Below are 20,584 nucleotides of genomic sequence, written 5' to 3' on the forward strand. Positions count from 1 at the left end.
TGTTGTTCACCGTATGCTTCCGATCGTCCGATGAATGGTGTCGGGGGAGCCCGAACGCGTGGCCAGCCGGCCCGTCGCCACCCCCCGGTCCTCGCAGAACGAGCGCAGCGCGCCGTGGACCAGCACATCTTTGCTGGCCATCTCGGCCGGAGTCCGCGCCCCCAGCGCCGTCATCAGCGCCGCTATCTGGTCGAGCCACGTCGTCAGCTGCGCGACCAGCGCCTCGACGCCGTCGTCGACCACGGTCCGCAGGAACCGCCCGGATGCCCCGGCGGCGACCGCGCCGAGCGCCAGGGAACGAACGACGTCGAGCGGGTCGCGCACACCGCCGGAGGCGAGCAGCGGGATCCCCGCGCCGCCCGCGTCGAGCAGACAGGCGGGAGTGGACTGTCCCCAGCCGTCGAGGAACGCGTAGTCGGCGAGCTCGCGCCTGCCGTTCTCGATACGCGCGAAGTTCGTGCCTCCGCTGCCGCCGACATCGGCCACGGCCACGCCGGACTTCTCCAGCAGCGCGACGGTTTCGCGGCTCAGACCGAATCCGACCTCCTTCACCACCACCGGAACGCCGACAGCCGCCACGATCTCCTCGATCCGCCGCCCCCAGGAGGCAAACGATCGGTCGCCCTCCGGCATCACTGTTTCCTGGATGGTGTTGACGTGGATCTGCAGGGCGTCGGCCCGCACCAGGTCGATGGCCCGCCGCGCGTTGTCGACCGAGGTCGTGGCGTTGATGTTCGCCATGATGAACCCATCCGGGTTCTCCCTGCGCATCACACTGAACGTCTCCGCCGTGTCCGGGTTCTTGAAGTACGGGCTCACGGACCCCGTCGCGATGGGCACGCCCGTCTCGCGGGCGGCGATGGCCAGGTTCCGGTTGATGGCTCCGGTCATCTCACTGCCGCCGGTCATGGCGTTGATGTACAGCGGTACCTGCCATTCGATGCCGGCGAAGCTCGTGGCCAGCGACACATCGGAGCGATCGACGCCCGCCAGGGCGTGGTGGACGAAGGACACGTCGTCGAACTGGTTGTGTCCGCTGTGCCCGTGTTGCTGCTTCACAGCGAGCCGGACGTGGTCGTCCTTGCGTTCAGCGCTCATCGCTCATGTTCCTTTCGTCGGCGGGGGCAAGCTCCAGGGGCACCACGTCGGCAGCGGCCCACCGCGCCCGCATCTGTGAGATGTCCTTCTGCGCACCGGCGTCCAGCAGCGCGATGCCGCAGTCGCCCCCTCCGGCGCCGGAAGGCTTGGCCGCACCGCCGACGGCTTCGGCGGCGTCGCACAGCACCGTCAGCTTGTCCGTGAAGATGCCGAGTCCGGTCTCGTCGTCCAGCCGGGTCAGCACTTGCCGGGCGCACCTGATCTGGTGGAGCAGCTCCCGGTGATCCGCTCGCTCAAGCGCCTGGACGCAAGCGCGCACAACGGCGGTGGAGCGGGTCAGGAAGTCCCGGTACCCCGCGCCGTCCGCCCCGCCGCCGGTGTCCAGGCGCGACACCAGCGATCCGGTGGAGACCGGCTCCCCGGTCCAGCCGACCTCCAGGGTGAGCCCGCGGGGCGGGGGCAGACGGCGCAGTCCGAAGCCCGGCCACGGCGCGCGCAGCACCTCCTCGATGCCGCGCCGCCGGGCCAGTTCGAGCACGGCGAGGCGGTCGGGTGCCTGGTAGGCGATCCAGCCGCCCCAGGTGCTGGCGGCGAGATCACCGCCGGAGGACTTGGCGTCGAGCCTCGCTGTCGCCAGCATGGCCAGCCGGAAGCGTGCCTCGGGGGTGAGGTCCAGGCCGCAGTAGTCGGTGACGGCGGCGATCGTCGCCACCGTCACCGCACCGCTCGATCCCAGACCGTACTTCGTTCCCCCGGTGTGAAGGCCGCTGCTGACCGAGATGCGCAGGGCGGGGGGAGTCAGCCCGCGCTCGGTCAGCAGACCGTCCATCACGTCGATCGCCGACACCACGTGGGCAAGGCTGGTGCGCGCGCGTTGCTCGTCGTCCGCATCGAACGCGGTGAGCCCGTCCCGGGTGCGGCGCAGGCGCGCCCCTTGCGGGCACAGGTCGGAGGTGACGGTGACGTCGCCCGAACCGGCACCGGCCACGGTGACACCGACCTGCCGGTCGACCGCCACCAGGATGGCCGGGGTGCCCGGTTGCACCACCGCGTACTCACCGGCGACGAACAGCTTGCCCGGTGCGTGCCGCACGACCGGTCCACGGTGCGTCATCGGCCGTCCTCGGTCCGCAGGCAGGCGCCGGGTCCGCGCCGGGCGATGTACGTCCGCGACGCCACGGAGCGGAGTGTCCGCGCCACCCGGTCCGCGTCCGCGCCTGCGCAGAGGACCTTGACGTTCGGGCCGGCGTCCATGGTCGCGTAGGCGGCGACACCGTCCTGTCTGAGCCGGAGAACGCTGTCGAGCACGGCGAGGGTGGCCGGTGCCATGTAACGCACCGCCGGACGGGCCGCCAGCATCGTGGCGTGCATGCCCAGCGCGTTCCGCTCGGCGATCTCCCCCACCGCCTCCAGGTCGCCCCGGAGCAGCGCCGCCCTCATCTCGGTGAGGTCGGCCCTGCTCGACTCGACCCAGGGCCGGTAGAGCGGTGAGGTCTCGACGGTCCGCCGCATACCCACCCGGCTGGACACGGCTTTGGGGCCCGCGTCGACGATCGCGATCACCAGCGCGGCGTCGAGATCCCCGACGGGGAGCGGCTCGGCGTACGAGCTCAGGTCCGCGTCAGCTCCCGTTCCCCGGCCGGCGTGCCAGAGGGCGAAGCCGCCGAAGATCGAGCGCGAGGCCGACCCCGAGCCCCGACGGGCCAGGCGTGAGAGCTCGGTGGCGTCGAGCCGCAGGCCGTACGCGGCCGTAGCGGCGACGGCCAGAGCGGCGAATCCGCTGGCCGAGGATGCGAGACCCGCTCCGGTGGGGACGGTGTTGCGGGTGTCCACTACGGCCCGTTCGGCCCGGCGGGCCCGCTCTCGTACCAGGTCCAGGAAAGCGGTGACCCGCCGGTACGGCTCGTCGGCCGCCGGGGTGTCGTTGAGGGTCACCTGGTCCGCCGCGGCCTCGGGTGCCAGCCGGACGGTGGTGGTGGTGGAGAAGACGTCCAGGGTCATCGACAGGCTGTCGGACGCGGGCAGGATGAGGTGGTCGTCACGCTTGCCCCAGTACTTGATCAGCGCGATGTTCGGATGGGCGACCGCGGTGGCGTGCCCTGCGGCAGGCCGCTCGTGCGGACTGTTCGGGGCGGCCGGGTGGTCAAGGCGCATGGCTGGCGAACCTTCCGAGTGGCACGGCCCAGGTCTGCGACGCTCCTGCCGCGTGCAGCCGTCGTGTGATCTCTCGCCCCTGCTCCGGCTCGCGGGCCAGGGCGATCATGCAGCCCCCCAGGCCGCCGCCAGTGATCTTGGCCCCGGGGCTGCCCGCCGCGAGCGCGGCGTCTACCAAGGCGTCGATCCGGCCGGTGCTGAGGCCCGCGGTGCTGAGCAGCTCGTGGTAGTCCGTCAGCCGCTTGCCGAAGTCGTCCACGCGGCCGTCCGCGAGGTCACCTACGGCTGTGCGGGTCAGCTTCGAGGCACGGCGTACAAACGTCTCCTGCGAACCGGGAACGCGCTGGAACCCGCCGCGCAGCAATTCGACCGCGTCCTTCGTGCTGCCGAACTCGCCGCTGTCCGCGATGATGACGAAGCCCTCGCCGACGGCTCCCATCCGCAGTTCCCGCACGGTTTCCGCGGTGAACTGGAGCGGGAAGGACGCGCCGGTGGCGACCACGTCGACACCGCTCGCCTTGCCGTGAGCGACGTTCTCGGCGGTCTGCACCAGGTCGAACACCGCGTCCGCGTCGAGTTCGCGGCCGAAGAGCTGGGCGACAGCCAGGATGACCGCCCGCCCGCACGCCGCGCTGGAACCGAGTCCGCGGCCGGACGGGATCGCGCAGTCGACGATCACATCGAGATGAGGGCACTCGGCGACGTCCGTTGTCTTCTTGAACTCGGTCACGAGCCGCTGAAGGCCGTCGGCGGCCTGTGTCACCACGGGTCCCGACGCGGATCCGGTCATCGTGAAGGAGACGTCACCCGCGTCGGCGGGGGCGTGCGACGACCACCCGGCACTCGCCGTGACAGCCAGCTGCGGAACGGGCAGAGCCAGTGCCGGTGCCCCGTAGAGGACCGCGTGCTCGCCCAGCAGAATGGCCTTCCCGTGGGCACGCCCAATACCGACTGAGCGGCTTCGGCGGTTGTCCGGCACTCCCTCTGCCGAAGTCGGTAGAGTCAACGCGCTCAACTCCCATTGTCGTTTTCCTGTGTGGGTGCATCGCCCCCCGACTGGGACGACGACACCCGCGTCACACCGCTGGAGCGGGTCGGGTTCGGTGACTGCGAGGTGCGCAGGGGCAGCGGCGAGAAGCACCGGATGATCGGGCACAAGAAGGAGCCATCCGGCGATCGCGGAGCCTCACCGGTCGAGCACCGCCCTCAAGGCTTCGGTGAACAGCCGGGGCCCGTCGACGGTCAGCACCGATTCGGCGTGGAACTGGAACGACGCGAAGTGCGGGCCGCGCAGCATGTCCACCTCCCCGCTGGCCGGATCCCGGCTGACCCGGACCCGACCCACCCCGGGCACGTCGCGGTGGTCGCTGCGGCTGACGGCTGCGAAGGTGTTGTAGTACCCGACCCGCTCGCGCCGGCCGAAGAGGTCGATGTCGCGCTGCACGCCCTGGTTGGGCTCGGTTCGCCGCACCAGGCCGAAGCCGAGTCTGAGGCTGAGCACCTGGTGGCTCAGGCAGACCGCGAGGAAACGGATCCGTTCGTCCAGCAGCCTCGCCATCGCCGCGTTCAGCGCCGCGATCTTCGGATCGTCGCCGGCGAGGGGATCACCCGGGCCGGGCCCCATGACGACGAGGTCGTACCCGTCGAGGGCGTACGGCTCGTCGTAGCGCAGCACCTCCGCGGTGAGCCCGAGCGCTTCCAGTTGCTGCACGATCATCGCGGTGAAGGTGTCCTCGGCGTCGACCACCAGGACCTTCAGCCCCTCCAGCGCGGCAACGGTCAGCGACCGGGCGGCCGTTGACGCCAGCCAGAAGTCGGCGATGCCGGTGTTGCGGCTGCGCAGGGCGTCGCGCACCACAGGATGGTCTGCGAACCGAGGGGCGGCCGGTGCCGGGATGCCGCTGGGCCCCGGTGCCGGCCCCGTGCCGGGATCCGCGCCCAGCGCGTCGAGCAGTCCGGCCGCCTTGGCCCGGGTCTCGGCCGCTTCCGCTTCCGGGGACGAATGGCGCACCAGGGTCGCCCCGACGGCGATGGCCAGGCGTCCGTCCGGCGCGATGTCGGCGGTGCGGATCAGGATGGCCGAGTCCAACGACCGGCTGCCCGACGGCTCGCGGCTGATGAGCGCGGCGACTCCGCTGTAGTAGCCGCGCCCCTGGGGCTCGTGCCGTGCGATGACCCGGGCCGCGCTCTCCACCGGGCTGCCCATGACGGTCGGCGCGAACAGGCTCTCGCTCAGGACCTTCCGTACGTCCCGGCGGGTACGGCCCTCGATGAAGTACTCGGTGTGGGCGAGCCGCGCCATCTCCTTGAGGAAGGGGCCGGTGACCCGGCCGCCGTCCTCGCAGATGCGGGACATCGTCTTGAGCTCCTCGTCGAGCACCATGTACAGCTCGTCGGTCTCCTTGCGGTCCCTCAGGAAGGCGGTGAGGCCGTCCAGGGTCGGGCCGCCGGGCGGGTAGCGGTAGGTGCCGCTGATGGGGTTCATCACGGTGTGGCCCTCATGCACCGAGATGTGGCGCTCCGGGGTGGCTCCGACGAACGCCCGGCCGTTCACGTGGACGACGAACGTCCAGTAGGCACTCGGCTCCAGCGCGATCAGCCGCCGGAAGACGGCCAGCGCGGCGTGCGCCGACTCGCCGGCGACGTCCGCCAGCAGGGTGCGCTTGATGACGAAGTTGGCCCCCTCGCCGCTGCCGATCTCGTCCGCCACGACGTGCCGCACCACGTCGGCGTACTCCTCGTCGGACAGGTCGAAATGGTGCCCGGACAGGGCGACCGGGGTGTCGGGCAGCCGGGAGAGGACGTCCGGCATCGGCAGGACGGCCTGCTCCCGGACGGTGAGGGCGATCAGAGGCGCCCCGTCGTCCGGAACGGCGAGGCCCCGCTCGGCGAGTTGCCGGTAGGGCACCAGAATCAGTGCGTCATGGGTCGTGGCGTCCGGCGGACCCTCCGGATCGGGCAGGGGCAGGCCGGCCAGCGAGGTGGGGTGCGAGACATCACCCAGCAGGACGTCGACCGTACCCGGGGTGTTCGTCTCCGGCCGGTGCAGCAGCGCGAAGTCGGGTGGTGCGGGCATGGCCAGCAGCCGGTCGAGCAGATCGGCGGTCATTCGAACACCTCTGCGCTCAGGGTGACCATTCCGCATCGGCCGGCCACGTAGTCCAGCGTGAGTCGATGCTGCTCGGCGGAGAAGTCGGCGACGGCGTCGGCGGCCAGGAACACCTGGATGTCGTTGCTGAACGCGTCGATCGCCGTGGCCAGTACACCGATGTGGGCGTAGACCCCGCACAACACGAGCTGGTCGCGCCCCTCGGCCCGCATCCTCTCCAGCAGACCGGACCGGAAGAATGCGCTGTAGCGCCGTTTGGTCAGCACCCAGTCGTCCTCGGTGGGGGCCAGCTCCGGCACGACTTCCCGGTCCTCGGGAGAGGTGCGCATGCCCGGGCCCCAGAAGTCCCGCAGCAGCCCGCGGTCCTGCTGCGTCATCCCGCCGGGCTGCGCCGAGTAGACGACCGGGGCTCCGAGGCTCGCGGCCCGCTTGCGCAACAGCGCGGCGTTATGGGTGAGCTGGGAGCGGAGCAGGTCGGGCACCGGACGCAGGAAGAAGCGCTGCATGTCGTGAACCATCAGAGCCGCGCGACCGGGGTCCGGTGTCCAGTCGGCCACATTGGCCGGCAGGCTGTCCGCCGTCGGCATGGCGTACGGGGCGATGGCAGGTATGCCAACCACGAGTCGGCTCCTTTTCAAAAGACGGTGGGGACGAGGTCCGGAGAGGGGAACGGGCCCGCGGCGCCACCCGGGTGCGCTGACGTGCCCGGCACCGCGTCGGCGTCGGAATCGCTCACAGAGTCCTGGCCCACGCCATGACGAGACGCAGGGCCTGTCCCGGATTGAGCCGGGGGTCGCAGAACGTGGTGTGCCGGTCGCCCACCATGCCGAGTTCGGAGACGTCGGCGGCGCACTCGGTGACGTCGTCCGGGGTCGTCTCCAGGTGCAGCCCGCCGTTGACGCCGTCGACCGCGGCCATGACGTCACTGAAGCCTTCGACCTCGGCGATCATCGCGTCCAGCAGCCGGGTCTTGTGCCCGTCGGGACTGGTGATGGTGTTGCCGTGCATGGGGTCGCAGAGCCAGATCGCGGGGTGCCCGGCCGCGCGTACCGCCTCCACCAGCGGGGGCAGTCGGCGCGAGACGAATCCGGAGCCCATCCGGGCGATCAGGACGAGACGACCGGGCACCCGTGCCGGATCGAGCCGGGCGGCCTGGGCGGTGATGTCCTCGATCGTGGCGCCCGGGCCGACCTTGCAGGCGACCGGGTTGACGATGCCGGCGAGCATCCGGGCGTGGGCGCCGTCCGGTTGACGCGTCCGCTCTCCGATCCACGGCAGGTGCGCGGAGCCGAGGAACATCTGGTCGGCTCCCGCCGGCCTGAGCATCGGTAATTCGAAGTCGAACAGCAGCGCCTCGTGGCTGGTCCACACCCGCTCGGCGTCCTGACGGCCCGCGTTGACCGCGGCGAGTTCGCGTACGACGTCCTGGGCGGCCCGGTAACAGGTGAGGATGCGTTCCGGGTCCGGGCGCCGGACGGCGGGGTCGGGTTCCGGTCCGTTGACCATGTGACCGCGGTAGACGGGGAGGGTGATGTCACCGATCTGTTCCACCGGCTTGGAGCGGGGTTTGGCGAACTGCCCGGCAAGGCGCCCGATCCGGATGACGGGTGCGTCGGTGACCGTGGCCACGGCGTCGGCAAGGCCGTCCAGCAGCGCCGTCTTGCGCCGGACGTGATGGGGCGTCGACTCCGCCGGGTCCTCGGCGCAGTCGCCGGCCTGGAGGACGTGTGCCGCGCCCGCGGCCACGTCGGCGAGCAGCCGCCGTAGTCGTGCCACTCCGTCGGCGGTGACCAGCGGTGGAGAGGCGCTGAGGGTGTCCCGTACTCGCTCTACCGGGCCGGGGTCCCCCCACTGGGGCTGCTGAAGAGCCGTTGACGCGTGGATGTCCTGGACTGTCGTACGCACGGTCTCCCCTGTGGGCTCGAGGATCGACGGTCGGGCGGAGGGCGTCAGGTCGGGATACCCTCCCGGCGGACCGTGGGGACCTCCATGCCCAGTGCGCGGAACTGCTGGCAGGGGTTCATGAACTCGCGCTGCTGCTTGATCTTGCCGTTCTCGAACAGGAACGAGTGCAGGAAGTGGTTGCTGTAGTGCCCCGGCGGATAGCCCGGGAAGAGGATCTTGCCCTCGCCGTCGCACTCGACCCAGAACCGGTTGGGGTCCTGGGTGTCGAAGATCTCGACGTTGATCCACGCCCAGTCCGGGAAGCACTTCAGCGACCAGACGGCGTGCTCGCCGAGCCGGTCCCGGCCACTGATGACGATGGGTTCGCCGGTCTCGGTGGTCCACAGGCCGCCGGTGCCGTCCTCGGTGAACAACAGGTGCCGCTCAAGGCGGTCCTGGCCACGGGTGTTCATATACCGCGCGACGACAGCACGGTTGTGGTCGCGTACCTCATTGTCGTCGGACATGGGCGGCCTCACTTTCCACTGCTCGGGTGGTCGGAGCTGCATGCTGATCGTGCGCGCGTTTTTGTCGACCACCGCGCCGCCGTGGGTCTGCCGGGGAATGCCCGGGCGGAAACCGGCGTAGGCCGTGGTCGAAGGTGGGGCACAACTGCGTACCACTGTGGGACAACGGACTTGTGAAGCTCTTGGCAGGCGGACGGGCCGCTCCGGCCGGCGGTGCCCGGACAGCCCTTGCGGAGCGGTCACATGGGCGGAATCGAGAACGGCACGAAAAGGAGCGGGCGATCGCCCCGGACGCTGTCCGGGGCGATCGCCCGCATCAGTTCCCCGGGCCTCCCGGCCGACGTCGGAAGGCCCGTGCTGGATCGGTCGTCAGGTGCCCCTGAGAGCGGGTTCGAGGTCGGGCCCGCCCGCGGGCGACCCGGGAGTGTTGCGGTGCCTGAACAGCTTGCTGGGCCACCACATCCAGCGGTCCACGTCGAGGGTCAGTGCGGTGACCAGAACCGAGCGGACGATCATGGTGTCCAGCAGGACGCCGAACGCCACCGTGAATCCGAGCTCGGCCGCGAAGACCAGCGGCAGGGAGGCCATCGCGGCGAAGGTGCCGGCCAGTACCAGACCCGCCGAGGTGATCACGCCGCCCGTTGTCGACAGACCCGTCAGCGCACCGCGTCGGGTGCCGTGCAGCAGCGCCTCTTCGCGGACCCGGGTGACGAGGAAGATGTTGTAGTCGATGCCGAGGGCGACCAGGAACACGAACGTCAGCAGCGGGAAGGAGGCGTCCGCTCCGGCGAAGCCGAACACGTGGTTGAACATCAGGCTGCTCACGCCGAGGGCCGCACCGAACGACAGCACCACCGTCGCCATGAGCAGCAGGGGTGCGACGATCGCCCTCAGCAGTGCCGCGAGGATCAGGAACACCACGACCAGCACGATGGGGATGATCACCTTGGAGTCGCGGGAAGCCGCTTCCCGGGTGTCGAGCATGATCGCCGTGTTGCCGCCGACCTGGGCATCCGCGCCCGCGACGGCGTGGACCGCGGTCCTGGCCTTCTCGACGGTGCCCAGCGCGGCCGTGCTGCTGGGAGCGTCCTCGAGTTCCCCGAGGATGAGGGCCTGGCCGTCCTTGACCGTCGGCGGTGAGACGTTGGCGATCCCTGGGACACCGGACAGCGCGGTGCTCACCTGCCTGGCCGATGAGGCCTTGGCCACGACGTAGACGGGGTCGCCCGATCCGGCCGGGAAGTGCTCGGCCTGGATCTCCTCGCCGACGGCCATCTGCGGCTTGTTGGTGAACTGGTCCTTGTTGGAGAGCCCGTCCGCCTTGAGCCCGAATGCCCCGATCGCCATGACGGTGAGGAGGAGCGTGGTGCCGATCCACACGATCCGCGGCCGGTGGGAGACGGCGGTGCCGACCCGGTCCCAGACGCTCTTCTTGGTCGCCGCGACCGATCCGTACGACGGCCTCACGGGCCAGAAGATCCATCGGCCGCAGATGACCAGCAGGGCCGGCATCAACGTGACCGTGGCGAGCAGTCCGACGAGGATGCCCACGGCGCAGGCCGGTCCGAGCCCCTGGGTCGAGTTGAGGCTGGCGAGCATCAGCAGCATCAGACTGACTGCCACGGTCGCCGCGCTGGCGACGATGGCGGGCCCGGAGCGGTGCAGGGCCACGGCCATCGCCTCGTGCCGGTCCTCGTGCCGTCGCAGTTCCTCCCGGTACCGCGAGGTGAGCAGGAGTGCGTAGTCGGTGGCGGCGCCGAACACCAGGACGGTCAGGATGAAGTTGGTCTGCGTGTTGGCGACGAGCCCGGCGTGCTTCGCCAGCAGATAGATCACCGCCTGCGCGGTGACCAGGGCGCTGCCCGCGGTCAGCAGGGGCAGCAGGGGCAGCACCGGACTGCGGTAGGTGAGCAGGAGGATCACGACCACGACCAGGGCCGTGATCGCTGTCAGGGCACCTTCGCCACTGAAGGCCGTGATCGAGTCGGACGCGTAGCCGGCCGGCCCGGTGACGTGGAACCCGAGACCGTCGGCGTTCTCCTCGCCGACCTCGGTCATCTCGCCGACGACCTGGTGGATCCCCTCCCAGCCGCTGTCGCCGTTGCGGACCTGGACCACGGTCTGAATGGCCTTGCCGTCCTGGGACTTCAAGGGGCCCTGTGGCTGCCCCACCACCATGTCGACGCCCTTGAAGGCTTCGGCGTCGGCCCGGGCCTTGGCCATGTCGGCAGCGGTGACGCCCTCGGGGCGGTCGTAGACGACGATCGCCGGCACGGTGTCGGCGGGCTGGAACTTCATGGCTCGCTCGACGACCGCGGTCGACTCCGCGTCACCGGGCAGCCAGGCCGCGCTGTCGTTCTCCTGAACGTCACCGAGCTTGCCGGCCAGCATGAGGGCCGGGATCAGCAGGGCTACCCAGAGGGCGAGGATGACCCATTTGGCCACCTTGCCACTGGGTAAGGACGTCAGTTTTCGCATCATGTGAATTTCCTCAGCGATGGGTCGGCATGAGAGTGCTGGCCGGGATGGGCGACGGTGTGGATCGCGCACAGGTGGCCGCAGTGACACCAGGGCCGGCGCTGTCGACGTCATTCGCCCCGAACGAGCGGGGCGGCGGCGACCAGGCGGGCGACCTCTTCCCGGCCGTGGAGCGGCCCTGGGCCCCAGCCACCGGAGTCGAGGGCACCGCGGAGGGCTGCGGCCGGGAACGCTCCTGTGGAGCCTCGGGGAGGGAGCCGGCCGGCGGTTCAGTCAGCCATGGGCCCCGCGGGGTCGACGGCGACAGCCGACGGCGGCCCGCCGGTGAAGGCCGGATTCACCGCGGGCCGCACGAGAAGGGCGTTGTCGATCCGCCCCGGGCTCGGCGCCTGGTTCCTGGTCGTTGGATGGGACACTGTGCGGCCTCCCGTCGAGGACGTCTTCCGAACTGGGGGCGGGCCCAGGCACTGGGAGTGAGACATCCGCTCCAGACGTCATCTATATCACTTGAGGAGACGGCGGCGCCGCGTCGGCAGAACGTGAACGATCAGGGGCAACTGATCCGGCCAGACGGGCTGTTGGGGGCTTCTGGCGGCCCGGCCGGGCTCCGGTCAGGAGGAGGGGATCCAGTCCCGCTCGATGTGCGGTGTCTCGATGCTGAGGGCACGCATATGCTCGATCGGGTTGGTGTATTCGCGACTGGAGACGATCCGTCCGTCGCGCAGCGTGAAACCGTGGATGAAGTGGTTGCGGTAGCGGCCTTCCGGATAGCCGGGGAACCGGATCGTTCCTTCGCCGTCGCATTCGACCCAGATGACCGCCGGATCCTGCGTCTCGTAGATGTGCACGTCGATCCACTGCCAGTCCGGCAGCACCTGGAGGGAGAGCTCGCCGTGCCGCTTCAGCTTCTCCCTGCCCTCCACGAGGATGGGCCGGCCGATGTCGGTGTTGAAGAGACACGCGGAACCGTCTTCGGTGTAGAGCGTGTACCTGCGCAGCCGGGCTTCCGCGCCGGTCTCCATGTACTGCTCCACGGCACGCCGGTTGCGGGCCCGCAGGTCGTGGTGGTCGGTGAACACCGCTGCGGCTGTGCCGGTCTGGCCGTGCCGTGACGACGTCATGGTGTCTCCTCGCGGGGTCGGTGGGGGCCGCTGCGGCCTTCTCGAGGTCGCGGCCGGTCACGGGGGACGGAGAGGAAAATGGCGTGTTAGAGCTGCCTTTCTCCGCCCGGACCCCACCTCACCGGCGCCGGGTGACCGGCGCCGGTGAGACTCCGGGAGTCCGGGAAAGCCGGGGCCCTGGCTCAGGGCTGCAGCCGGGTCGCCTTCCAGCCCTCGGCGTCGCGTTCGTAACTCAACCGCTGGTGCAGCCGGTCGTGGCGCGCGTACCAGAACTCGATCCGGGCAGCGGCGACGTGGTAGCCGCGGTACCGCTCGGGGCGCGGCAGCGGCCCGGGCTCGTCGTGCAGCCGCTCGGCCTCGGCCAGCATGGCCACCGCGTCATCGAGCGGCTGGCTCTGGTGTGACAGCGTCGTCATCGGGTGGGCGGCCGGCGGACGCGCGTACCAGAGTGCGTCGGACTCGGCTTCGGACAACTGCAGGGCGGGTCCGCTGATGGTGATCTGCTGGCTGGTCTCCCGCCAGTAGAGCACCCCGGACGCCCACCCCGTCTCCGCCAGCTCACGCCCCTTGCGGCTGGTGGCGTGCGTTTCGAAGACGAAGCCGTCGTCCGTCACCCGGTTGAGCACGACGATCCGGGTCGAGGCCCGGCCCGCCGCGTCCGCGGTGGCGAGGGCCATCGCCTTCGGCTCCCTGACGTCCTTCTCCTGCGCGTACGCCAGCCAGTCGCGCAGCAGCGGAATCGGATCGGCCGGCGGGTCGTCGTATTCCTTGAAGACGAAGTCCAGCGACCCCGTGATGGACTCGGTTTTGCTGGCACTCCCGATCGCGCTCATCCAGGCACCTCCGGTACGTCATGCGGGTCACACGTAGATCGTTCCTTGGGCGATGGTCACGCCGTTGCCGCCCACATCGACCGAGGACACCTCCTCACCCTCGCGCCGGACCACCGCCTTCATCAGCGAGGGCCGGCCCAGTTCCACACCCTGGAGGATCTCGATCGTCTGCCCGTGGCCGGCCAGGCCGTGCCGTGCCAGATGCAGCGCGAGGGGACCGGCCGCCGAACCGGTGGCCGCGTCCTCGACGACGCCGTAAGCGGGCGAGAACATCCGGCTGCGCCACTGAAGCCCAGAGCCGGCGAAGCAGTTGGTCGCCATGTCGGGAAACGTGGCCAGCCGGCGGTGGTCCGGAGAGATCCGGGACAGCGCGGCCACGCTCTCCACGCCCACGAAGACATGTCGGGGGCCGTTGCGGTAGATCTCCACGGGCAGCGTCGAGGACTCGATGCCGAGGGCGGCGAGCAGCTCGTCGGCGCGGTCGAACGGCTCCCAGGTGGGGACCGGCTGACGCATCCACGCGGCGACGGCCTCTCCGTCGCGGCGTTCGAGCGTGAAGGGGATGGCACCCATAGCGGTTTCCAACGACAGTTCGTCGCTCTTGGCGGCCGTGCCCAGAGCGATGGCGGTGCCCAGGAGCGGGTGACCGGCGAACGGCAGCTCGTTGACCGGGGTGAAGATGCGGATGTGGGCGTCGCCGCCCGCCTTCGCACGCAGCACGAAGGTGCACTCCGAGAGGTGCATCTCCATGGCGATGCGCTGCATGGTGTCGGCGGAGAGGTCGTCCGCGTCGAAGAAGACCGCCACGGGGTTGCCCTCCAGCGGCGTGGTCGTGAAGGCGTCCACCACCGTGTACGCGTGCATGGTGATCCTCTCTGGTGGGGTGAACGGGGATGGTTCGTACGGGCGGGACGGCCTGTCCGGACCGCGCCGGTTCCGCGCGGGGAGCGCATCGAGACGGCGGGGGCGCACGGCGGGTGGGCCGGGCACGCAGGCCGGAGCCACGGGCGGGCGCGACCGGAACTCGCCGGCACGCCCGTCCGCGGCTTTGGCGGAGCGTCGAGCAGGCGCGGCTCTACGACCGCCCGGGCGGCGTCAGTGACGGACGGGCGTTGAGTTCGGTGACTTCGCCGTCGGCCTTCTGCCGGTACATCTCGGTGATGAAGGTGAGCTGCTCGCGATTGAGCAGCATGCCCCCGGCGCGCTCCATCATGCGGCCCGCCTGGACGACCTCCGAGGACGCGGGCAGGCGAGTGCGCTCGTAGGCGGCGAGTGCCGACACCGTGTCGCCGTCCGCCTGCGCCAGCTCGTAGGCGAGAACCCGCGCGTCGAGCACGGCCTGGGACGCGCCGTTGGCGCCGGCGGGATACATGGGGTGCGCCGCGTCGCCGAGCAGCGTCACCCTGCCTCGGCCCCAAGCGGCAAGCGGTTCGCGGTCGACCATGGGGTATTCCAGGATGCGGTCGCTGCGCTCCAGCAGCTCCGGCACGTCGAGCCAGCCGAGCGACCAGCCCTCGTAGTGGGCCAGCACCTCCTTCAGCTGGCCGGCGCGGTGGTCGTCGACCGCGTCCACCGTGCCGTCCTCGGGAAGGGGGCCCGGTTCGCCGACGCGCACCAGGCAGACCCAGTTGGTCCGGTCCCGGCCGATCGGGTACGCGACCAGCGACGCCGTGCCGTCATGGGCGATCACCATGGAACGGCCGGTCAGGAAGGGCGGTACCCCTTCCGTCACTCCACGCCACATCCGCTGGCCCGACCAGGACAGCGGCCCCTCATCCGGGTGGAGCTGAGCCCGGACGGTCGAGTGCAGTCCGTCCGCGCCGATCAGCGCCTCGGCGTCGAGCGTCTCGACGGCGTCGGTCGCACGGTCCGTCACCCGGACACGGACGGAGTCGGGTCCGTCGGCGAAGTCCAGCAACCGGGTACCCGTGCGCACGGCGTCGGGACCGAGCCGTTCACGGACGCGCTCCAGGAGCATCAGGTGCAGCTCACCGCGGTGGACGGAGTACTGCGGCCAGCGGTAGCCCTGGGCCAGGCCACGCGGCTCGGTGAAGAGCTCGTCGCCGGCACTGTCGCAGAACATGTGCTCGCCCGTGGCCACGCCGATGTCGGCGAGGTCATCACCGAGGCCGAGCTCCATCAGCTCGCGGACCCCGTGGGGGAGAAGGTTCATCCCGACGCCGAGCGGCTCGATACGGCGGGCGCTCTCCACCACGACCGCGTCGATGCCCGCGGCGTGCAGGCTCAGCGCGGCCGTGAGCCCGCCGATCCCGCCACCGGCTATGAGTACGGGTGTCATCGCCGGACCCCCCCGACGTTTTCAGCCCCGGTGGCTTCCCGCAGGTCTGCGATCCGCGGCGCGACGGGCAGTCGCGGACTCTCGGTTGTGGCGGCGCCTTCGTCTGCCTCGGTCATCCTCTGTCCCTTGTCCTCACTGGTTACCTCGCTGGCGGGCCCGGGGCCCTCCGACGGATCTCCGCGGCGACTCGTGTAGGTCACGTCGCAGGTCGGACCCGGTCGGACAGCTTGGATGTCTTCTGATAGAACGTCGCGAGTTTGTAGAACTCCTCGCTCGGCGACAAAGCGCCGGCGTAGGTGAGTACACGCTCGCCGGGGTACGTGTACGGCGCGCTCTTCGCGAACTTCTCGATCTGCGGCTCGAACTGAGCGGGGAGTGCCATCGGGTCCGAGCTCCGGGCGGAGAAACAGATCCGCTCGGCCTTCGTGGAATCCCAGCCGAAGGTGGTGTACATCGCGAACGATGTCCGGATGAACTCCATCAGCCGCTCACTCGGTTCCGGCAGTCCGAACCTCTGGAGCACCGACCGGAGGGTCTGCGGTTCCTTGACTTCGGCGGGAATCCCGCTGAAGTACACATTCCACGTCCTGTGCGCGTAGTCGATCGCGATGGCCGACACTTTGTCGTCCAGGCCGTGGCTCGCGAAGAAATCGGCGTGCTCGGCCAGAGCCCGCGGCATGGACGGGACGTCGACAAGTGTTGACAGCCCCTGCAGATCGCCCAGAGGGAACGACACGTAGGTCTTCTTGAAGCCGCCGACGAGCCCGTAGTCCACCCCGTAACTATCGACGGGGCACCGCTCCTGGATGTCCGAGAACAGGCTGCGGATGGGGTGATCCGTCTCATCGACGAGGCCGTTCGCCAGCGCGATGGCATAGGGGTCACCGGCAGCGGTGGGCACCGTGAAGTCGAAGGCGAGCTCACCCTTGTAGCGCTCGCCGGTCGCCATGCTGAACACGATATGGGCGTCCGTGAGCCCGTCTCCGAAGGCGGCCAGGGCCGGCTGGACCTTGTCACGTGAGCAGGGCACATCCAGCAGCTGAGCCGTTTCCTCGATGGCCGAATATATGTCTGCCAGCTCAGAGACTTCGGACATTTCCCCCTCCAAAGGTCAACCTAGTGCTACTCGGATGTACGTCGGGATCGTCGCGTCCCCCGCTTGCCATCAGATTGGCGCCGACTTGGCGGCCGAGGCGAGGGTGAGCAGGGGCCGGTCGACGGCGGCGCACGCGCTCGTACCCTCCGGTGCCGTCCGGCGCGTGCCCCTGCCGTCGTTCGCGTGGTGGCGTCAGCGGTCTCGGTAGGCCACCTGCTCCGCCATCTTGCCCAGGCGCTGCTGCCAGTCGTCCGCCAGCGGCGCCGTGTCGAGTGCTGCGCGGGCGGTCGCGACGAGCTGGTCGATCTGCTGCTCGACGTCCCGGCGTACGCCGGAGGCGAGCAGCGCCGCGCGCAGCTCGGCCGCGTCCCAGTGGCCCTTCTTGCCGTCCGCCACCAGGCGAGCCACCCGGGAGTCCTTGGCGGCCGCCAGAGCGAGCAGCAAGGTCATCTTGTGTTCACTGACGTCCAGACCGGCCGGCTTGCCGGTCGCGGCGGAATCACCGAACGCGTCGAGCAGGTCGTCGCGCAACTGGAACGCCTCGCCGGCCGCGACGCCGTACTCCTCGAAGGGCGCCTGCAGTCCGGGCCGCCCGGCGATGGACGCGCCGAGGGCCAGGGGGCGGTGGATGGTGTAGCGGCCGGACTTGCAGACCGCGACCCACCGGGCCAGGTCCGGGTCCGGCGACAGCTCGGCGGCCAGAGCGATGTCCAGCTGCTGGCCGATGATCATTTCGGTGACCAGTTCCGTCCAGATCTCCATCGCCGGGGCGGGCAGCCCGCTGGTGAGGCGGCCGGCGTAGCTGAGTGCCAGGTCACCGGCCAGGAGGGCGACGCCCTCCCCGTACCGGCGGGCCTCGCCGACCCAGCCGCGCTCCGCATGCACGCGGGCGTGGTGGGCGTGCACGGTCGGGACTCCGCGCCGGGTGGGCGAGTTGTCCATGATGTCGTCGTGGATCAGGGCGAAGACGTGCAGCAGTTCCAGTGCGGCTGCCGCCGCGACGACCGTGTCGTCGTCCGCCGAGCCGCCGGCCGCCAGATAGCCGCTGATGCAGAACGTGGGACGCAGCAGCTTGCCGCCCGCCCCGACGAGTTCCGCGATCGCCTCGACCGGCACCGCCACGCGGGCATCGACGGCCGCCCAGCGTGACATCTCGGCGCTCAGCAGGTCCTGGATGCGGGCGTCGACCCGGGCGAGCAACTCGGCGCAGGCATCGTCGCCGGTTGCCGCGGGCCCCGGCCGCTCCAGCTCCGGCGGCATCCTGAACACGACGTTCTCGACGGCCGTCACCTCGGTTTCGATGTCGCGGAACCCGAGGGTCGCGAGCCGTTCGAGGACCTGCTCCACCAGCACCTCGGGCACGCTCGCCCCGGCGCTCAGCCCCAGGGTGCGGACGTCCTTCAGCCAGTCGGAGTCCAGGTGGTCCACGTCGGGCAGCAGCCGGGCCTGTGCTCCGGCGGCCTGGGCGACCTCCACCATCCGGACCGAGTTGCTGGAGTCGGGCGACCCGACGATGAGCACCAGGTCGCTGCGTCCGGCGATCGCCTTCACCGCGTTCTGCCGGTTCTGGCTGGCGTAGCAGATGTCCTCGCTGCCCGGACCGGTTATCCCGGGGAACCGCTCGGTGAGGATGGACACGATCTCGGCCGTGTCGTCCACCGACAGCGTCGTCTGGGTGAGATACGCGGCGGACGTTCCCGGCGGCAGGTCGAGCCGCCTGGCGTCCTCCGCGTTCTCCACGATGACCGTACGGTCCGGCGCCTCCCCGTAGGTGCCCTCGACCTCCTCGTGATCGGCGTGTCCGATGAGGATCAGCGTCTGCTTGTCGCGGGCGAACCGGCGGGCCTCCTGATGCACCTTGGCGACGAGCGGGCAGGTCGCGTCGATGACCTTGAGGCCGCGCTGCTCGGCGTTGCTGCGTACCTGCGGTGACACGCCGTGCGCGGAGAAGACGCACACCGCCCCGTTCGGCACGTCGGTCTCCGAGTCGACGAACCTGGCACCCATCGTCTCGAGGTGGCGCACCACGTGTTCGTTGTGCACGATCTGCTTGCGTACGTAGACGGGCGCGCCGTGCATCTCGAGCGCGCGTTCCACGATGTCGATGGCCCTGTGCACACCGGCACAGGAGCCACGCGGCTCGGCGAGCAGGATTCGGCGTGGGGTGGACGGCATGTTTTCCCCTCAGGTCGCTTTGGACGGAATGTCATCGCTGCCGAGGGGGTCGATCCCCATCTCCCCGGCGATTCGCATGGCCTCTTCGATCAGCGTTTCGGCGATCTTCGATTCCGGTACGGTCTTGACGACCTTCCCCCGGACGAAGATCTGGCCCTTGCCGTTGCCCGACGCCACACCCAGGTCCGCCTCACGGGCCTCCCCGGGCCCGTTGACGACGCACCCCATGACCGCCACGCGCAGCGGCGCGGGAAAGCCGGACAGTGCCGCGTTGACCTCGTCGGCCAGTTTGTAGACGTCGACCTGGGCGCGGCCGCAGGAGGGGCAGGAGACGATCTCCGGCCCCCGTTTTCGCAGATCGAGCGACTCCAGGATCTGGAGGCCGACCTTCACCTCCTCCGCGGGCGGGGCGGAGAGCGAGACCCGGATGGTGTCGCCGATGCCCTCGCTCAGCAGGGCGCCGAAGGCGACGGCGGACTTGATGGTGCCCTGGAAGGCCGGGCCGGCCTCGGTGACGCCGAGGCGCAGCGGCGTTCAGCGCTTCCCACGCCATGCCGCCGGTCAGCGCGCCGTCCCCGACGACGGCCACCACGCACCCGTCGAGGTCGAGCAGCCGGCGGGCCTTCGCGAGCTTGTGCACGTTCGTCTGATGACCCGTGTCGAAGAGAAGCCGGTCCCGAGGGGACTCGAAAACTCGATGGAGCGCGATGGTCAGCTCGACGACTCCCAGGTTCGGGCCGATGTGTCCGCCGGTCTTGGAGACTGCGCTCACCAAAAAGTCACGGATTTCGGCTGCCAGGACCGGCAACTGCGAGGGCGCCAGCGACCGTAGGTCTTCCGGACTATGGATCTTCTCTAGCAATTCCATGCGGATGCGGCTCTTCCGTGAGGACTTCCCGAGCTACGGCGACCACCATCTGCTGAAGGGCTTGCCCGGGACTGATGAGCGGGTTGGTGCTGACTTGGCGTTGAGCCGGCAGTAACCCGGCGGTCCGTCCCGCCGAGCCATTCCGTTTGAAAGTGCGTGCACTTGCCGTACCCGGGGTTTTTGAAGCACAAGTTCATTCCGCTTGTGCTCTTGGCGCCGACCGGTGCGGTCAAGGCGTGCGGAGGGAGTTCGCCGTGTGACACCGGCCCGCCCACTCACCCGTGCCACAGCAGCCCGACGAAGAACCCCCTTGACTAGTGCCGCCCATCTCGGTGAACCTCTCCTTTGGGTGGGTTCGACGTTCCGCACACGGGGGAAACGGCGGATCCACTCCAAAAGGGGGAATCGTGCTCATGGGCCAGGTAGGCCGAGCTGCGCCATGCCGAAAAGTAAGAGGTGGACGGGCGGGAGAGTGGCCGGGAGAAGCTAGCTGCGGGCAACTATTATGCGCAGTCTGCCGCATGGGCCGAGGGGGGCGTGCCGAATCTGCCCACGCCGCTCTCCGACTGCGACAGCGGTGCCGACCCGGGGGATCGCGCGTGATATGGATTCACGTGCCCCCGGACACCCCCGCGCTCACTCGAGTCCCGCCCCGGAATGCCCAAAGACCGACCTGCCGTCCTGCCACAGGCGGAAGAGCGGACGAGGCCCGGCGCCTGGTGATCCGCATGCGCTGTCATGGCGAGCTCCTTCCTCGGCGAAGTCGAGAACCCGGTGACGGCACTGCCACCTACGGTCGGCCGCATCAGGACGAGGAGACTCCGCGGCAGACGTGACCATCTGGGGTGAGACGAAAGACGCCCGCGTGGCTGTCTCTCTCCTGCCGCCCAACCAGGCTCGCTGCAGGGCGACTTCGTGTCCTTCGTGGGCGGGGCTGCATCT

At 70.0% G+C, this 20,584-nt stretch carries 15 protein-coding genes and 2 pseudogenes; all 17 read right to left on the bottom strand.

The genetic code is table 11. From position 1 onward, the window contains the following. Positions 1–6: 6 nt before the first annotated feature. Positions 7–1,098: a type 2 isopentenyl-diphosphate Delta-isomerase gene (gene fni / locus OO68_RS13045; RefSeq protein WP_033308460.1), complete on the bottom strand. Its 1,092-nt coding sequence runs from the start codon at positions 1,096–1,098 to the stop codon at positions 7–9. Continuing rightward, positions 1,088–2,212, bottom strand: a complete 1,125-nt coding sequence (locus OO68_RS13050) for a phosphomevalonate kinase (RefSeq protein WP_033308461.1) — start codon at positions 2,210–2,212, stop codon at positions 1,088–1,090. Before OO68_RS13050 ends, fni begins: the two co-directional genes overlap by 11 nt. Further along, on the bottom strand, positions 2,209–3,252 hold the full coding sequence (gene mvaD / locus OO68_RS13055; RefSeq protein ID WP_033308462.1) for a diphosphomevalonate decarboxylase: 1,044 nt from the start codon (positions 3,250–3,252) through the stop codon (positions 2,209–2,211). The genes OO68_RS13050 and mvaD overlap by 4 nt, the downstream gene beginning before the upstream one ends. After that, a complete protein-coding gene (gene mvk / locus OO68_RS13060; RefSeq protein WP_329503639.1) occupies positions 3,242–4,408 on the bottom strand; it encodes a mevalonate kinase in 1,167 nt (388 codons plus the stop codon). The genes mvaD and mvk overlap by 11 nt, the downstream gene beginning before the upstream one ends. 30 nt (positions 4,409–4,438) lie before the next feature. Beyond that, on the bottom strand, positions 4,439–6,361 hold the full coding sequence (locus OO68_RS13065) for an anthranilate synthase family protein (RefSeq protein ID WP_078625274.1): 1,923 nt from the start codon (positions 6,359–6,361) through the stop codon (positions 4,439–4,441). Further along, on the bottom strand, positions 6,358–6,981 hold the full coding sequence (locus tag OO68_RS13070) for an isochorismatase family protein (protein ID WP_033308464.1): 624 nt from the start codon (positions 6,979–6,981) through the stop codon (positions 6,358–6,360). Before OO68_RS13070 ends, OO68_RS13065 begins: the two co-directional genes overlap by 4 nt. Before the next feature lie 112 nt (positions 6,982–7,093). After that, complete coding sequence (locus tag OO68_RS13075; protein WP_106974330.1) at positions 7,094–8,266, bottom strand: 3-deoxy-7-phosphoheptulonate synthase; 1,173 nt, start codon at positions 8,264–8,266, stop codon at positions 7,094–7,096. Positions 8,267–8,310: 44 nt separating this feature from the next. Beyond that, on the bottom strand, positions 8,311–8,772 hold the full coding sequence (locus OO68_RS13080; protein ID WP_033308465.1) for a PhzA/PhzB family protein: 462 nt from the start codon (positions 8,770–8,772) through the stop codon (positions 8,311–8,313). A gap of 369 nt (positions 8,773–9,141) precedes the next feature. Next, positions 9,142–11,253, bottom strand: a complete 2,112-nt coding sequence (locus tag OO68_RS13085) for an MMPL family transporter (RefSeq protein ID WP_033308466.1) — start codon at positions 11,251–11,253, stop codon at positions 9,142–9,144. 608 nt (positions 11,254–11,861) lie between these two features. Then, on the bottom strand, positions 11,862–12,371 hold the full coding sequence (locus OO68_RS13090) for a PhzA/PhzB family protein (protein ID WP_033308467.1): 510 nt from the start codon (positions 12,369–12,371) through the stop codon (positions 11,862–11,864). 182 nt (positions 12,372–12,553) lie between these two features. Then, the gene (gene phzG, locus OO68_RS13095; protein WP_033308468.1) at positions 12,554–13,204 is read right to left on the bottom strand and encodes a phenazine biosynthesis FMN-dependent oxidase PhzG; all 651 of its coding nucleotides are present in this window, start codon (positions 13,202–13,204) and stop codon (positions 12,554–12,556) included. Positions 13,205–13,231: 27 nt separating this feature from the next. Continuing rightward, positions 13,232–14,068 (bottom strand): PhzF family phenazine biosynthesis protein, encoded by an 837-nt coding sequence (locus tag OO68_RS13100; protein ID WP_033308469.1) that lies wholly within the window; start codon positions 14,066–14,068, stop codon positions 13,232–13,234. 211 nt (positions 14,069–14,279) lie between these two features. After that, complete coding sequence (locus tag OO68_RS13105) at positions 14,280–15,503, bottom strand: FAD-dependent monooxygenase (protein ID WP_033308470.1); 1,224 nt, start codon at positions 15,501–15,503, stop codon at positions 14,280–14,282. A gap of 196 nt (positions 15,504–15,699) precedes the next feature. Further along, complete coding sequence (locus OO68_RS13110) at positions 15,700–16,599, bottom strand: aromatic prenyltransferase (RefSeq protein ID WP_078625275.1); 900 nt, start codon at positions 16,597–16,599, stop codon at positions 15,700–15,702. Positions 16,600–16,791: 192 nt separating this feature from the next. Continuing rightward, positions 16,792–18,774, bottom strand: coding sequence for a 4-hydroxy-3-methylbut-2-enyl diphosphate reductase (gene ispH, locus OO68_RS48290; RefSeq protein ID WP_078625276.1), 1,983 nt, complete (start codon positions 18,772–18,774; stop codon positions 16,792–16,794). Positions 18,775–18,783: 9 nt separating this feature from the next. Next, positions 18,784–19,305 (bottom strand): annotated as a pseudogene (locus OO68_RS47140) (flavodoxin-dependent (E)-4-hydroxy-3-methylbut-2-enyl-diphosphate synthase); the annotation flags it as partial. Beyond that, positions 19,283–19,642: pseudogene (locus tag OO68_RS47145) on the bottom strand (1-deoxy-D-xylulose-5-phosphate synthase N-terminal domain-containing protein); the annotation flags it as partial. The pseudogenes OO68_RS47140 and OO68_RS47145, both read right to left, overlap by 23 nt. Positions 19,643–20,584: the final 942 nt, after the last annotated feature.

The organism is Streptomyces iakyrus, from assembly GCF_000717055.1.
GTDB classification, from domain to species: Bacteria; Actinomycetota; Actinomycetes; order Streptomycetales; family Streptomycetaceae; genus Streptomyces; species Streptomyces iakyrus.

Excerpts from the sequence above, each read along its gene's own strand:
- fni (WP_033308460.1), bottom strand. The coding sequence starts at position 1,098 with ATGAGCGCTGAACGCAAGGACGACCACGTCCGGCTCGCTGTGAAGCAG.
- OO68_RS13085 (WP_033308466.1), bottom strand. The coding sequence starts at position 11,253 with ATGATGCGAAAACTGACGTCCTTACCCAGTGGCAAGGTGGCCAAATGG.
- mvaD (WP_033308462.1), bottom strand. The coding sequence starts at position 3,252 with ATGCGCCTTGACCACCCGGCCGCCCCGAACAGTCCGCACGAGCGGCCT.
- ispH (WP_078625276.1), bottom strand. The coding sequence starts at position 18,774 with ATGCCGTCCACCCCACGCCGAATCCTGCTCGCCGAGCCGCGTGGCTCC.
- OO68_RS13100 (WP_033308469.1), bottom strand. The coding sequence starts at position 14,068 with ATGCACGCGTACACGGTGGTGGACGCCTTCACGACCACGCCGCTGGAG.
- OO68_RS13110 (WP_078625275.1), bottom strand. The coding sequence starts at position 16,599 with ATGTCCGAAGTCTCTGAGCTGGCAGACATATATTCGGCCATCGAGGAA.
- OO68_RS13080 (WP_033308465.1), bottom strand. The coding sequence starts at position 8,772 with ATGTCCGACGACAATGAGGTACGCGACCACAACCGTGCTGTCGTCGCG.
- OO68_RS13090 (WP_033308467.1), bottom strand. The coding sequence starts at position 12,371 with ATGACGTCGTCACGGCACGGCCAGACCGGCACAGCCGCAGCGGTGTTC.
- OO68_RS13105 (WP_033308470.1), bottom strand. The coding sequence starts at position 15,503 with ATGACACCCGTACTCATAGCCGGTGGCGGGATCGGCGGGCTCACGGCC.
- phzG (WP_033308468.1), bottom strand. The coding sequence starts at position 13,204 with ATGAGCGCGATCGGGAGTGCCAGCAAAACCGAGTCCATCACGGGGTCG.
- OO68_RS13050 (WP_033308461.1), bottom strand. The coding sequence starts at position 2,212 with ATGACGCACCGTGGACCGGTCGTGCGGCACGCACCGGGCAAGCTGTTC.
- OO68_RS13065 (WP_078625274.1), bottom strand. The coding sequence starts at position 6,361 with ATGACCGCCGATCTGCTCGACCGGCTGCTGGCCATGCCCGCACCACCC.